The organism is Candidatus Pelagibacter bacterium nBUS_44 (assembly GCF_051200895.1).
Taxonomy (GTDB): Bacteria; Pseudomonadota; Alphaproteobacteria; order Pelagibacterales; family Pelagibacteraceae; genus Pelagibacter.
In genome coordinates this window covers 983,576-997,557 of record NZ_CP172838.1, presented here as the reverse complement: position 1 = coordinate 997,557, position 13,982 = coordinate 983,576, and the positions used below count along the sequence as shown (strand labels likewise).

The 13,982-nt window shown below is 29.7% G+C and carries 15 protein-coding genes and 1 tRNA gene; 9 read left to right on the top strand and 7 right to left on the bottom strand.

Annotation, left to right across the window (positions count from 1 at the left end):
* Nucleotides 1-214 precede the first annotated feature (214 nt).
* A complete protein-coding gene (locus ACIJYB_RS05595; RefSeq protein WP_435150452.1) occupies nt 215-1,459 on the top strand; it encodes a hypothetical protein in 1,245 nt (414 codons plus the stop codon).
* On the opposite strand, the gene fumC is transcribed toward ACIJYB_RS05595, so the two are convergent.
* A complete protein-coding gene (fumC, locus tag ACIJYB_RS05590) occupies nt 1,447-2,835 on the bottom strand; it encodes a class II fumarate hydratase (protein WP_435150450.1) in 1,389 nt (462 codons plus the stop codon). The genes ACIJYB_RS05595 and fumC overlap by 13 nt on opposite strands.
* Before the next feature lie 65 nt (nt 2,836-2,900).
* Between fumC and ACIJYB_RS05585 the strand changes: the two genes are divergently transcribed.
* A complete protein-coding gene (locus ACIJYB_RS05585; RefSeq protein WP_435085343.1) occupies nt 2,901-3,272 on the top strand; it encodes a phosphoribosyl-ATP diphosphatase in 372 nt (123 codons plus the stop codon).
* On the opposite strand, the gene nadC is transcribed toward ACIJYB_RS05585, so the two are convergent.
* Together nadC and nadA are read right to left on the bottom strand one after the other, a co-directional pair.
* Nucleotides 3,269-4,102: a carboxylating nicotinate-nucleotide diphosphorylase gene (nadC, locus tag ACIJYB_RS05580; protein ID WP_435150448.1), complete on the bottom strand. Its 834-nt coding sequence runs from the start codon at nt 4,100-4,102 to the stop codon at nt 3,269-3,271. The genes ACIJYB_RS05585 and nadC overlap by 4 nt on opposite strands.
* Before the next feature lie 4 nt (nt 4,103-4,106).
* The gene (nadA, locus tag ACIJYB_RS05575; RefSeq protein ID WP_435150447.1) at nt 4,107-5,096 is read right to left on the bottom strand and encodes a quinolinate synthase NadA; all 990 of its coding nucleotides are present in this window, start codon (nt 5,094-5,096) and stop codon (nt 4,107-4,109) included.
* Nucleotides 5,097-5,151: 55 nt separating this feature from the next.
* On the opposite strand from nadA, the gene ACIJYB_RS05570 reads away from it, so the two are divergent.
* Nucleotides 5,152-5,237: transfer RNA gene (locus ACIJYB_RS05570), tRNA-Leu, on the top strand.
* 192 nt (nt 5,238-5,429) lie between these two features.
* On the opposite strand, the gene ACIJYB_RS05565 is transcribed toward ACIJYB_RS05570, so the two are convergent.
* Nucleotides 5,430-6,320 carry a YgfZ/GcvT domain-containing protein gene (locus tag ACIJYB_RS05565; RefSeq protein WP_435150445.1) on the bottom strand — a complete coding sequence of 297 codons (891 nt, stop codon included), beginning with the start codon at nt 6,318-6,320 and terminating at the stop codon, nt 5,430-5,432.
* A 43-nt stretch (nt 6,321-6,363) separates the two neighbouring features.
* Here ACIJYB_RS05565 and ACIJYB_RS05560 point away from each other — a divergent pair, with 43 nt between their 5' ends.
* On the top strand, nt 6,364-7,671 hold the full coding sequence (locus ACIJYB_RS05560; RefSeq protein ID WP_435150443.1) for a dihydroorotase: 1,308 nt from the start codon (nt 6,364-6,366) through the stop codon (nt 7,669-7,671).
* On the opposite strand, the gene ACIJYB_RS05555 is transcribed toward ACIJYB_RS05560, so the two are convergent.
* Nucleotides 7,664-7,996, bottom strand: a complete 333-nt coding sequence (locus tag ACIJYB_RS05555) for a DMT family transporter (RefSeq protein WP_435150441.1) — start codon at nt 7,994-7,996, stop codon at nt 7,664-7,666. The two genes, ACIJYB_RS05560 and ACIJYB_RS05555, sit on opposite strands and share 8 nt — an antisense overlap.
* On the bottom strand, nt 7,989-9,890 hold the full coding sequence (locus tag ACIJYB_RS05550) for a propionyl-CoA synthetase (RefSeq protein ID WP_435150439.1): 1,902 nt from the start codon (nt 9,888-9,890) through the stop codon (nt 7,989-7,991). Before ACIJYB_RS05550 ends, ACIJYB_RS05555 begins: the two co-directional genes overlap by 8 nt.
* 233 nt (nt 9,891-10,123) lie before the next feature.
* Here ACIJYB_RS05550 and ACIJYB_RS05545 point away from each other — a divergent pair, with 233 nt between their 5' ends.
* The 5 genes from ACIJYB_RS05545 to ACIJYB_RS05525 all read left to right on the top strand — a co-directional run bounded on the left by ACIJYB_RS05545 (nt 10,124) and on the right by ACIJYB_RS05525 (nt 13,430).
* Nucleotides 10,124-10,891, top strand: coding sequence for a bacteriorhodopsin-like (locus tag ACIJYB_RS05545; protein ID WP_435150437.1), 768 nt, complete (start codon nt 10,124-10,126; stop codon nt 10,889-10,891).
* A gap of 79 nt (nt 10,892-10,970) precedes the next feature.
* Entirely contained in the window at nt 10,971-11,291 is a 321-nt protein-coding gene (locus ACIJYB_RS05540) for a 2Fe-2S iron-sulfur cluster-binding protein (protein WP_435150435.1), read from the top strand.
* Nucleotides 11,292-12,308 (top strand): NAD(P)/FAD-dependent oxidoreductase, encoded by a 1,017-nt coding sequence (locus ACIJYB_RS05535; RefSeq protein WP_435150433.1) that lies wholly within the window; start codon nt 11,292-11,294, stop codon nt 12,306-12,308.
* Nucleotides 12,305-12,931, top strand: coding sequence for a glutathione S-transferase family protein (locus ACIJYB_RS05530; protein ID WP_435150431.1), 627 nt, complete (start codon nt 12,305-12,307; stop codon nt 12,929-12,931). The genes ACIJYB_RS05535 and ACIJYB_RS05530 overlap by 4 nt, the downstream gene beginning before the upstream one ends.
* A gap of 52 nt (nt 12,932-12,983) precedes the next feature.
* Complete coding sequence (locus ACIJYB_RS05525; RefSeq protein WP_435150429.1) at nt 12,984-13,430, top strand: MOSC domain-containing protein; 447 nt, start codon at nt 12,984-12,986, stop codon at nt 13,428-13,430.
* Between the two features lie 7 nt (nt 13,431-13,437).
* Here the strand turns inward: ACIJYB_RS05525 and ACIJYB_RS05520 are convergent, their stop codons facing one another.
* A complete protein-coding gene (locus ACIJYB_RS05520; protein ID WP_435150427.1) occupies nt 13,438-13,959 on the bottom strand; it encodes a TraR/DksA family transcriptional regulator in 522 nt (173 codons plus the stop codon).
* Between the last annotated feature and the right edge of the window lie 23 nt (nt 13,960-13,982).

Here is a 13,982-nt window from a genome sequence, read left to right as displayed (position 1 = left end):
GATCAAGTTAATCAAATTAAATACTTTTTTAAAGATCAAATTAATCAAATTAAATTTTTTTTCCAAAAAGAAAAAATTAACATTTACAATTAGTAATAGAACCTCTTATTTTGTATTAGGGGTAATTTTTTTTATATTATCTTATTTATCCATACCATATTTTTATAATAACGATAAGTTAATTAATAAAGTAGAGAGTGAATTATCAAAAAATTTGAATATAGATTTTAACTTATCAGAAAATTTTAGTTATAGTTTTTTTCCAAGACCTTATTTTACTTTTGAAAAAGTTTCATTTTTAAATCAATTTAAAAATTCAGGTAAAATCAAAGTTGACATTCCAATTAATAAATTATTATTTTTGGAAAATTTACAAATTAAAGATATTATTCTAAGTAATGTAAATTTTGATGTTAATAAAAAAAACTATAATTTTTTTACAGAACTTTTAAAAAATGATTTTTCTAATTTTAAGTTTGAAATTAAGAATAGTAATATTTTTTATCGTAATATTAAAAATGATGTTTTATTTATTAACAAAATTGATTATTTAAAATATTATTATGATAAAAAAAAATTATCAAATTTTTTTATTTCAGATAATAAAATATTTAATTTATTTTATAATATTAAATTTAATAATGATTTTGTTAATAAAAAAATTACAAGTAATATAAATTCTAGTTCATTAAATCTTAAAACTGAAAATTATTTAGATTATAAAAATCTTAAAAAAAAAGAAGGTCTAATAAATTTTTATTATAATAAAAAAAAAATTAACGCTAAATATAATTACAGTAAAGACTTATTTGAATTTAATTTTTCTGATAGACCAATTAACCCAAATTTTAATTATAAAGGCACTATCAATTTAAAACCTTTTTTTTTGGAGTCATCAGGTTTGTTAAAAAAAATAAATTCAAAAGAATTTTTAAATCCGAATTCAATTTTGCTTCAATTTTTAAAAACTAAAATACTAAATAATAAAAATTTAAATATGAATACTTTTTTTAATGTAAAACAAATTGATGCAATTGAAGATTTAGATAATGTAGCACTTAAGGTAAAGATAAGAGAAGGTTTAATAGACATAAATGAAACTACACTTAGCTGGCTAAATATGGCTGATTTAAAAATATCAGACAGCCTAATCTTTATGAATAACAATAACTTATTTTTAGACGCATTAATTACAATTAAGATCAATAATTTTCAGGAATTTTACAAGTTTTTTCAGACACCACGAAATTATCGAAAAGAAGTAAAAAATATTCAATTTAATCTGAGCTATAATTTTGATCAATTCACTGCTGATTTAAATGATATTAGGATTGATGGATTAATTGATCCAAAAGTAAATAAAAGTCTTAAAAAATTAATTTTAAAAAATAATAAACTTCAAAATAGGATTTACTTTAAAAATTTAATGAACCAGGCAATAAAAAATTATGCTGGATAGATCATTTTCTTAGGATCTACAATTTTATGATAATCTTTTTCGTTAATTAGACCTGTTTTTAATGTCTCAAATTTTAATGTTGTATTATTTTTGAGTGCGCGTTTTGCAATTTTTGCAGCATTATCGTAACCAATTTTGGGAGCTAAAGCTGTAACAAGCATTAAGGAATTATCTAGATGTTCCTTAATTCTTTTTTTGTTTGCTTTAATTCCTTTTACACAATATTGAGAAAAATTTTTTGTACTATCTGAAATTAGAACTATTGATTGTAAGATGCTGTGAGCGATCATAGGTTTAAAAACATTCAATTCAAAATGGCCATGTGATCCTGCAACAGCTATTCCAGTATTATTTCCCATCACGTAAGCACAAACCATAGTTACAGCTTCACACTGCGTTGGATTAACCTTTCCAGGCATAATAGAAGAACCTGGTTCATTTTCAGGTAATATTAATTCACCTAAACCAGCTCTTGGTCCAGAACCTAAAAATCTTATGTCATTTGAAATCTTCATTAAAGTAATAGCACATGTGTTTAATGTTCCTGAGAAATTTACAATAGCATCATGTGCTGCTATTTCTGAAAATTTATTTTCAGAGGGCTTAAAAGGTAACTTTGTATATTTTGCTATTTCTTTAACAATTTTTTTGTCAAAACCTTTTTTTGAATTAATTCCAGTTCCTACTGCTGTTCCTCCTTGCGCAAGAAAGTATATTTCTTTTAGTGCTTCTTTTATTCTTTTAATGCTTTTTTTTAATTGTGCTTGATAACCTGAAAATTCTTGCCCTAAAGATAAAGGAGTTGCATCTTGTAAATGTGTCCTTCCTATTTTAATTATATTTTTAAATTCTTTTGATTTTTTTGCCAATTCCTTTTCTAAAACTTTTAAACTCGGTAAAAGTTTTGAAACAGTCTCTTGTGCTACAGCTATATGCATCGCTGTCGGGAAAACATCATTTGTAGATTGAGATTTATTTACATGATCGTTAGGGTGAACAGGTTTTTTTGTTCCTTTTTTTCCTCCCAATATTTCTATTGCTCGATTAGCTATTACTTCATTTACATTCATATTAGTTTGAGTACCTGACCCAGTTTGCCAAACTTTTAGTGGAAAATTTCCGTTTAGTTTTTCCTTAATAATTTCTTCAGATGCTTTAATAATGGAATTTGAAATTTTTTTATTTATTTGTTTTTCTTTTTGATGAACTATTGCAGCAGACCTTTTAATAATTGCTATAGATTTTATCATTGAAATACTTACTAAAATTTTACCAATATTAAAAAATTTATTAGATCTTTGTGTTGATGCACCCCAATATTTATCATTAGGAACATTAACACTTCCAATACTGTCAAATTCTTTTCTTAATTTCATTGATTAATTTGTAAGTAATAAATAACTATAACATACAATAATTTTAAAAAACTTACAGGAGCAAAATGTCGAATTTTAATAAAGTAGGAACTTTTATGAAAACTTTTGGTCAAGAGGTCAAAACCAAACCTTCATTTAGTAGTGATAAAATCAATAAATTAAGGATTGATTTAATTAAAGAGGAACTTGATGAGCTTCAGGAAGCAATGAAAAATAATGATCTGCTAGAAGTGGCTGATGCGCTTACTGATATTTTGTATGTAGCTTATGGTGCGGGTCATGCTTTTGGTATTGATTTAGATAAATGTTTTGATGAGGTTCAAAACTCCAACATGAGTAAACTAGGTGAAAATGGCAAACCTATTTACAATGAGTCAGGAAAAGTAATGAAGGGTCCAAATTATTTTAAACCTGATTTGTCTAAATTTGTATCTTAGATTTCTAATTTAAAATCAATAGCTGAAGCACTATGAGTAATGCTGCCAACAGATATTCTGTCTACCCCTGTTTTAGCAACTCCTTTAACTGTTTTTAAATTGATGTTTCCTGAAGCTTCTGTTTCATAATACTTTCTAGCAATTTTAACTCCTTCCTTTAAATTTTTTAAAGACATATTGTCAAATAAGACTGTATTAAATTTAAGGCCCATAATAGTTTTTAGTTGTTTTAAATTATCAACTTCAACAGTAATTTTTTTTCTTTTTTTATTCTTAATAGCCAAAGAAACTAAATTTTTTATATCTGATGAAGCGATATGATTATCTTTAATTAAAAATTCATCGCTAAGATTAAACCTGTGGTTTGTGCCACCTCCTAATTTAACAGCATATTTTTGAATAACTCTCATATTAGGTATTGTTTTACGCGTACAACAAATTTTACATTGTTTACCAGCAAGTTTTACAAATTGATTTGTTTTTGTGGCAATACCTGAAATATGAGATAGAAAATTTAAAGCAACTCTTTCAGCTACTAATATATTTTTTGCCTTACCCTCTATTGTAACTATTAAAGATCCTTTTTTTACTTGAGCACCATCTTTCTTTTTAATTAGAAATTTAATTTTATTATCAATTAAATCAAAAGCTTGTTCTGCAAATAACAAACCACCAATAATTGCATTTTGATTTGAAAGAAGTTTAACTTTTATAATTTTATTATTTTTTACTAAACTTGATGTAATATCTCCTGAAGGATAGAGATCTTCATTTAATGCTCTTTTAACGGTATTACGTATAAAATCTTTGCTAAGTTTTATTTTTAACACTTAATTATCTGCCGATGGCAGCCATTTTTTCAACTGATATTCTGGCTTTTTCAATTGTCTCTTTGTCCATAATTATTTCACCAGTTTCATTTTCTAGGCAATCTAAAATTTTAGGAAGAGTAATTTTTTTCATGTATGGACACATATTGCAAGGTTTTATAAAATCAACATTTGGATTTTCTACTTGAATATTATCACTCATTGAACATTCTGTTACCATCATAACTTTTTTAGGTTGGTTATCTTGAACATATTTTATCATACCTGATGTTGAGCCAGCAAAGTCACTTGCTTTAATAACCTCTGGAGGACATTCAGGATGAGCAATGATTTTAATTCCTGGGTTCTTTTCTCTAATATCATGTATTTCTTTTTCATTGAATTGGTCATGGACAATACAGATACCTTTCCAAGATATGATTTCCACATCTGTTTGAGAAGCAACGTACTTTGCAAGATAATCATCAGGTAAAAATATTACTTTTTTCACTCCTAATGATTTTACAATTTTAACTGCGTTTGCCGAAGTACAACAAACATCTGTTTCTGCTTTAACTTCTGCTGATGTGTTTACATAGGATACAACAGGAACACCTGGATATTTTTCTTTTAATAATCTCACATCTTTTCCAGTAATTGAAGATGACAATGAACAACCTGCGTCCATGTCTGGTAAAATAACTTTTTTTTCAGGACTCATTAATTTTGCAGTTTCAGCCATAAAATGAACTCCTGCCATTAAAATTATATCTGCAGAAGTTTTTGATGCTTCAATAGCTAATGCCAAAGAGTCTGCAGCAAAGTCAGCTACACCATGATAAATTTCTGGTGTTTGATAATTATGAGCTAGTATTACAGCATTCTTTTCTTTTTTAAGTTTGTTAATTTTATGAATATAAGGAGCATGTACAGACCATTCGATTTCAGGCATTACCTTTGAAATTTTTTGGTAAATTGGATCTGTTGCTTTTTGAACTTCTTGACTAAATTCCATAGTGTTTTTTACCAATTTGAAAGTTAGTTGTCATTCATTTATTATGAGACATATTGCGGTCGTGCTGAAATTGGTAGACAGGCACGGTTGAGGGCCGTGTGGACCTAGTCCATGAGAGTTCGAGTCTCTCCGATCGCACCAAAACAAAAATTTATAGGAGTTTTTTAATGGATAAATTGCTTTCAGTCATATTTATGATTGGAGTTTTGCTTTTAGTTATTCCTGGTTTTTTACAATCAAATTCACAGCTAAAACAATTTCTTAAAAATTTAATTATTTGGATTATTGTAATACTTATAATCTTTATAATTATTTATATATTTAAATAATAGATTAGTTTTTTATCCAATCAGGCTTTTCAATTTTTATTGAAGCTTCTTTTGTATTAAAATCAGATTTTACATTAAAGTTTTCGTCTAGATATTTAATTAAAGCAAATGGATATTCTTTATCTATTAATACTTTACCAATTTCATTATCGTTATAATAAATATTTTCACCTTCAGTTAATTCACCATTAACCATACTTATTGGTAGTAATCTTTTTGAAAGTTTATTTTTAAGTTTAATTCTAGCTGTATTTTCTTGTCCAACGTAACAACCTTTCTTAAAATCTATTCCATTCAATTCTTCATAATTACATTCAATTCCAAATATTTTATTTTGTAATTTATTTAGATCTTTTGGAACTATCCCTAGCTTGTGGCTATAAGAATAATATTCGCTCAGATTTGAATCATGTAGGTCTAATTTTTTTAGTGATAAATAAAGTTTTTCTAAATTAATAATTAATCTAGCTCCTAATTGTTTATTTCTTGGGTCAAGAAAAATAGGATCTTCTCTATATTTTAAAGTAAACCCAGAAATATCTTGTCCTCCATCAAAGGTTAGGAATTTTTCATGACTAAATGCAGCAACGACAAATTCATTGCTTAGGTTAAGTATTTCTACTTTTGATCTTAATTTATAAATACTTAATTGTCTAAATAGTCCATCAGCTTGAGATTTTTCACAATCAATCAAATAGCCAGATTTATGTTTGATTATTATAAATTCATATAAAAATTTTCCTTGAGGAGACAGCAAAGAAGTAAAACAAGTATTAGTTTCACTTACTTTATTGATGTCGTTACTAATCAGATTTTGTAGAAACTCTTTTGCATCCACACCGTTCAAGTAAAGAATGGCTCTATCATCTAAAATATATACATTTTTTATATTCATAATTGATTAGTTATTGATTTTAATATAATTACTTTTTTCTCAAATGTTAGATCTTATAATTAAAAATGGACAATGTTATATTAATGGTGAATTAAAAAATGTTGATGTTGCTATTAAAGATGGCAAAATTCATAAAATTGGTAAAATTTCTGAGGAAGCGAAAGAAGTTATAAATGCTGAAGGTCAAACAGTTTTACCAGGATGCATAGACACCCAAACTCATTTTAGAGAACCAGGATCAACTGACACCGAAGATTTACACTCTGGAAGTAGAGCAGCAATAGCTGGAGGAATTACCAGCGTATTTGAAATGCCCAACACAAACCCACCAACTTCTAATATGGAGGAGTTTCAAAGAAAATTAGATCTCGCAAAAAATAGAATGTATTGCAATTATGCTTTTTATTTTGGTGCAACGGCTGATAACGCAGAAGATTTGGCAAGTTTAAGAGGTTTAGAAGGGTGCTGTGGAATTAAACTTTTTGCAGGATCATCTACTGGCAATCTCTTAGTTGCAGAAGAAGACGATATTGATAAGGTTTTTCAAAATAGTTCAAAAGTTGTAGCAGTTCACTCTGAAGATGAAGCAATTTTAAATGCAAATAAAAAGTTAATTAAAGATGGTGATGTTCACTCACACCCAGTTTGGAGAAGTTCAGAATGTGCAATATCATCTACAAGACGGATTGTAAGAATTGCTGAAAGACATAATAAAAAAGCACATATTCTTCATATAACAACTAAAGAAGAGATTGATTTTTTATCTCAACATAAAGGAAACATTACTTTTGAGATTACTCCTCAGCATTTAACAATTTATGCACCAGATTGTTATGACAAGCTTGGAACGTATGCCCAGATGAATCCCCCTTTAAGAGATAAGTCTCATTATGATAGATTATGGTATGGAGTAAGAAATAATATGAATGACACAATAGGTTCAGATCATGCTCCGCATTTAAAAATTAATAAAGAAAAAAGTTATCCCAATTCACCATCTGGTATGCCTGGTGTTCAAACTTTAATGCCAGTTATGCTTAATCATGTTAACGATGGGAAACTTTCTCTTAACCAGTTAATTAATCTTGTGTGTGAAAATCCAGTTAAGATTTTTGGAATTAAAAACAAAGGTTTTATTAAAGAAGGTTTTGATGCTGATTTTACAATTGTGGATATGAATAAAACAATTGAAATTAAAAATGAAAATATTGAAAGTAAATGTGGCTGGACTCCTTTTAATGGACAAAAGTTTAAAGGAACTCCAACTTCAACTATCATTGCTGGAAATATTAAAATGCAAAATGGTAAAATCTTAGGTGATCCTGATGGTACACCTCTGAAATTTAGCTAACTTTTCCTGTAAAACTATTTACTAGAATTACTCCCAAAACAATTAAAAATAATCCTAAAACTGCTTGCCAAGCTAAAGTTTGTTTAAAAAAAATATAGCCCATTATAGCAATAGTAAAAATTCCCAGACCACTCCATGTTGCATAAACGATTGCAATTGGAAGTTTATTTACAACAAAGGTTAAAAGATAGAACGCACAAAGATAAAAAAATGAAAGAGCGGCTGTTGGTGCAAGTTTTGTAAAATTTTGAGAGACTGGCAATAACATTGTTCCAGCAACTTCACAAAATACTGCACCTGTAAGAAATAAATATGTTTTAATCATTATTTAAAATTTTATGTTTAATTAAATCTTCCTTAATTTCTGTTAAAATTGCTGGATCGTCAATTGTTGGTGGCACTTTATATTCAACATTGTCAGCAATCTTTCTAATTGTTCCTCTTAAAATTTTTCCAGATCTTGTTTTTGGTAATCTTTTAATAACAATTACAACTTTAAATGCTGCAACAGGTCCAATTTTATCTCTGACCATCTGCACACATTCTTTAGAAATTGTTTCATTATCTTTATCTACTCCTGATTTTAAAACAACAAGCCCTATAGGAAGCTGTCCTTTTAATTTGTCTGCAATTCCAAGTACCGCACATTCTGCAACTGATTGATGTTCAGATAAGACTTCTTCGATAGCGCCAGTTGATAATCTGTGACCTGCAACATTGATAATATCGTCTGTTCTAGACATAATCCAAATATAACCATCCTCATCGATGTGGCCTGCATCGTAAGTTTGGTAATAACCCTCATAATTAGTCATGTAATTTTCTTTATATCTTTGATCTGCATTCCATAATGTTGGAAAAGTTCCTGGAGGAAGTGGAAGCTTAACAACTATGTCTCCCATTTCATTTGGTTTTGCTAAAGTTTGATCGGGTTTAATAATTTTAACGTCATAACCTGGTACAGCTTTGCAAGCCGAACCATATTTAGTTTCCATCATTTCAATTCCAGTACAATTAGAGCTAATTGCCCAGCTAGTTTCAGTTTGCCACCAATGATCAATCACTGGAACTTTTAATAAATTTTCCGCCCACTTAATTGTATCTGGATCTGCCCTTTCTCCTGCAAGGAAAAGGCTTTCAAAATTACTTAAATCATATTTTGAAAAAAACTTACCTTCAGGATCTTCTTTTTTAATAGCTCTAAAAGCAGTAGGGGCTGTAAACAAAGATTTAACTTTATAGTCAGATATAATTTTCCAGAAAGCTCCAGCATCAGGAGTACCGACTGGCTTACCTTCAAATAATACTGTAGTGCATCCTTTAAATAATGGAGCGTAGACAATATAAGAGTGTCCAACAATCCAACCAATATCACTCGCTGACCACCAAATATCATCTGCATCAATATTGTAGATATTTTTCATAGTCCATTTAAGAGCAACTATGTGACCACCTATATCTCTTACTATACCTTTGGGCGTTCCAGTTGTGCCTGAGGTATATAAAATATAAGCAAGTTCATTTGAATTCATTTCTGCACAATCAACATCAGATGCGCTTGATATTACTTCCTCCCAACTAACTTCAACTGGAGCATTCAATTTTACCTCGTGACCTAGTCTTTGAAATAAAATCATTTTATCAATTTTATGATTAGCTAATTTAATAGCTTCATCCACTAATGGTTTATATTCAACAGTTCTTCCAGGTTCAAAACCACATGAGGCTGTAACTAATAATTTTGCCTTACTATCATCTATCCTGCTTGCAAGTTCGTTTGAAGCAAAGCCACCAAAGACAACGGAGTGAATTGCGCCAATTCTTGCACAAGCTAGCATTGCAATAACTGCCTCAGGAATCATTGGCATGTAAATAATTACTCGATCCCCTTTAGTAACTCCTTGCATAGTTAGTGCTCCTGCAAATTTTGAAACTTTTGATCTTAGCTCTTCGTATGAGAATTGACTTTTGTTTCCTGTAATTGGGCTGTCATAGATAAGAGCAGTTTTTTTTCCTCTACCTTGATCAATATGGATGTCTAAAGCATTGTAACAAGTGTTGGTCACACCATCTTCGAACCATTTATAGAATGGAGGGTTAGATTTATTTATAATTTTACTAGGTTTTTTAAACCAGAAGATGTCATTAGATGCTTCTTGCCAAAATTTTTCAGGATTTTGTATAGATTGGTCGTAAATTTTTTGAAATTTATCTGACATAATTTTGATTCGATTTTTTATTTTTTATTGGTTTTTAAATCACAAATTGCATTTAATTTTAAAAAATAAGTAAAATCAACGTAAATTAATAAAAAATTAAATCTTCTGCTTCGTTTTTATATCTTTATTAATCTAAAATTATTTGTTATTTAGGCCAAATTCTTTGTTCGAGGTTTCTCGAGCTTAGTTTATATAAACTAAAAATTAAAAACTAACTAAAGAGGGAGTTTTTTATGAAAAAACTTAAATTGTTTGCTCTTACAGCTGTTGCCCTAATGGGTGTTACAGGTGTAGCAAACGCAGAGACAGTGATGTTAGCTCAAGATGATTTCGTAGGTATTTCATTTTGGTTAGTATCAATGGCTTGTTTAGCTGCTACTGTATTCTTTTTCTTAGAAAGAAGTTCAGTTCCAGCTGGTTGGAGAGTTTCAATGACAGTTGCTGGTCTAGTAACTGGTATTGCATTCGTACACTACATGTACATGAGAGATGTATGGATCATGACTGGTGACTCACCAACTGTTTACAGATACATTGACTGGTTAATTACAGTTCCATTACTAATGTTAGAATTCTATTTTGTTCTATCAGCAGTAAACAAAGCAGATTCAGGAATTTTCTGGAGATTGATGCTTGGTACACTAGTAATGCTATTAGGTGGATACTTAGGAGAAGCAGGATACATCAACGCTACACTTGGTTTCATTATCGGTATGGCTGGTTGGGTATACATTCTTTATGAAGTATTCTCTGGTGAAGCAGGTAAGAGAGCAGCGAAAAGTGGTAACAAAGCACTTGTAACTGCTTTTGGTGCAATGAGAATGATCGTTACTGTAGGTTGGGCTATTTACCCATTAGGTTACATTTTTGGTTACCTAACAGGTGGAGTAGACGCTAACTCACTAAACGTGATTTACAACGCAGCTGACTTTTTGAACAAGATCGCTTTTGGTCTAATCATTTGGGCAGCAGCAATGCAACAACCTGGTAGAGCTAAGTAGTTTTACTAAAAAGTTTAAATTAAGGGCAGGTATGTTTTTACGTACTTGCCCTTTTTTTTTAAGTCATTATATCTAACTCATGGTCAAAATAACTTATAATACTCACGACAATAAAACTCACTCGATCGAAGTCCAAAATGGATTAACAGTTATGGAGGGTGCAGTTCAAAATGATATTCCAGGAATTGATGCTGATTGTGGAGGTGGAATGGCGTGTGCAACATGCCATGTGTATGTAAATGAAGAATGGCAAGATAAACTTCCAGTCAAAGAAGATGGTGAAGAAGATATGTTAGATATGGCATTTGAGCCAAAACAAAATAGCAGATTAAGTTGTCAGTTAGTTGTTTCAGATGAATTAGAGGGTCTAGTTGTAAACATTCCATCAAAACAAGGTTAGATGAATAAAACAGATGCATTAATAATTGGAGCAGGTCCAACAGGACTTTTTACCGCCCATCAATTAAAATTAATTGGTCTTAACTGTGAGATTGTTGATAACCTAGATAAAATTGGAGGGCAATGTATCGAGCTTTATCCGGATAAACCAATATATGATATTCCAGCAGTTCCTGAATGTACGGGAGAAGAGTTAACAAATAATTTAATAAACCAAATTAAAACTTTTAATATACCTATTCATTTAAATGAAAGAGTGGACGAAGTTAAAAAAGAAAACAATAACTGGTTGGTAAAAACAAACGCTGGAAAAACTTTTATTACGCCAAACGTAATTATTGCTGGTGGTGTTGGCTCTTTTGAGCCAAGAAAATTTGCACCAAAAGAGTGTGAAAAATACGAAAATCAATCAATTTTATATTCTGTAAAAGATAAAAAGGTATTTGAGGGAAAAACAGTCTCTATTTTTGGAGGTGGAGATAGTGCATTAGATTGGGCCGTTGAATTATCAAAAACTTCTAAAGTAAATTTAATACACAGAAGAGATGATTTTAGAGGTGCACAATCAACGGTAGATAAAGTACAGGAACTTGCAAAATCAGGCACAATCAATCTTTACACAAAATATCAGTTAGCAAATGTTAGTGGTGAAAAAAGTTTGGATAGTATTGGTATCAAACATGATGATGGTGAAATCAAAACTTTTAAGACTGATTATGTTTTAGGTTTTTTTGGATTGATAATGCAGTTAGGTCCTATTGCAAATTGGGGACTTAATATTGATAAAAAAACTATTGAAGTTGATACAGAAAAATTTGAAACCAACAAAAAAGGTATTTATGCTGTTGGAGATATATGTAATTACCCTGGAAAGTTAAAACTTATTTTGTCAGGTTTTCATGAAGGAGCATTAGCTGCTAGAGCTTGTTTTAAATTAGCTCGACCCGATGAAAAGTATAGATTTGAATTTACTACTTCGTCTAAAACTATAAAAAATAGACTTGGTGTTAAAGAGTGATAGAACTTTTTACAGCTGACACGCCAAATGGTAAAAAAATTTCTATTATGCTTGAAGAGATTGGTTACGATTATAAAGTAACAAAAATAGACATAAGTAAAGATGAGCAATTTAAACCAGAGTTTGTAAAGTTAAGTCCTTTTAGTAAAATTCCAGTAATCACCGACCATGATAACAATGAAAGTATTTTCGAGTCTGGAGCTATTCTAATATATCTAGGAGAAAAGAGTGGAAAGCTTTATGATCAACAAGATAGATTAAAAATTAATCAATGGTTAATGGCCCAAATGGGAACCATTGGACCCATGATAGGTCAACACCATCAATTTCATCACTACAATCCTGGCAAGAGTGAATTTGGTGAAGAGAGATACTTTAAAATTGCAAAGAGAATATATCAAGAATTAGATAATAGATTGAAAGAGTCAAAATTTCTTGCTGGAGCAAAGTATACAATTGCTGATATTGCAACTTTCCCTTGGTTTGCGAGACATGAGTGGCATGATATTGGATTAAAGAATTACAAAAATTTATCTAGATGGTATCTTGAGATATCAAACCGTGATGCAGTTATAAAAGGGTACGATCTTTTAAAAGATGGTTCAAAAATTCCAAGCCTTTAAATCCCATTGTTTGCTTGTTTTCATTTAAGATTTAAATTAACCTCATTTAAATATGTCTGAAGTTTATAAATTAGGAATTTCAATTAAAAATAATCAACCAATAAATGAAGTAAACTCAATTGAAGTCCTGACTAATCAAGGTGTTGTAGGAGATAGACATTTTAAAGAATTTAATGATCCATATAATCAGTTATCTTTAATCGAGTCTGAAAATATTGATTATTACAATGTCAAATTTGGATTAAACATCCCTTATATAAATTTTAGACGAAATATTGTTACAAAAGGAATTCAATTGAATGATTTAGTTGGTAAAAAGATATTAGTTGGCAATGTAGAAATTGAAGGCATTGATTTATGTCGGCCATGCAGACATTTAACAGAAGTTCTTGGACAAGATAATATTTTAAAAGAGTTTTTAAGAAGAGGTGGTCTAAGATGTCAGGTGCTTACCTCTTCTAGTATCAAAATAGGTGATAAAATAAAGGTACTAGATTAATTTAAAGTTAATCGTCAGCATGAACTTTTTCATTTTTTTCATGCTTTTCTTGAGCTGCAATAGTGTATTTTGCAACAGGTCTTGCTATTAATCTTTTTAATCCAATAGGCTCAGCTGTATCTAAGCAATATCCGTAAATATCTTCTCTAATTCTAGCAAGTGCTTTATCAATTTCGGAAATTAATTTGATTTGTCTATTGATAGCTTTCATCTCGACATTTTTATCTGTGTATGAACTTGCTTGATCAACTACATCTGCAGAAATACTATTATCGTCCATACTTCCAAAGTAAAGTGCCTCGTTATTGGCTTTAACTAATTCTTTTTTCCATTCTGTCAATCTCATTCTGAAAAACACCTTATGTTTTTCACACATATATTTTTCAGTATCTTTTGGAATATATGTTTTAGAAATTTTTACAGGAGTTTTTGCCGCAACTTTGGGTTTAGCTACAGTTTTTGTTTTTGGTTTTGCAACTTTAGCTTTTGGTTTTGAAACTTTTTTTTTAACTTTAGTTGTCTTAGGCATAGTTTAAATTTGAATTTCCGGAG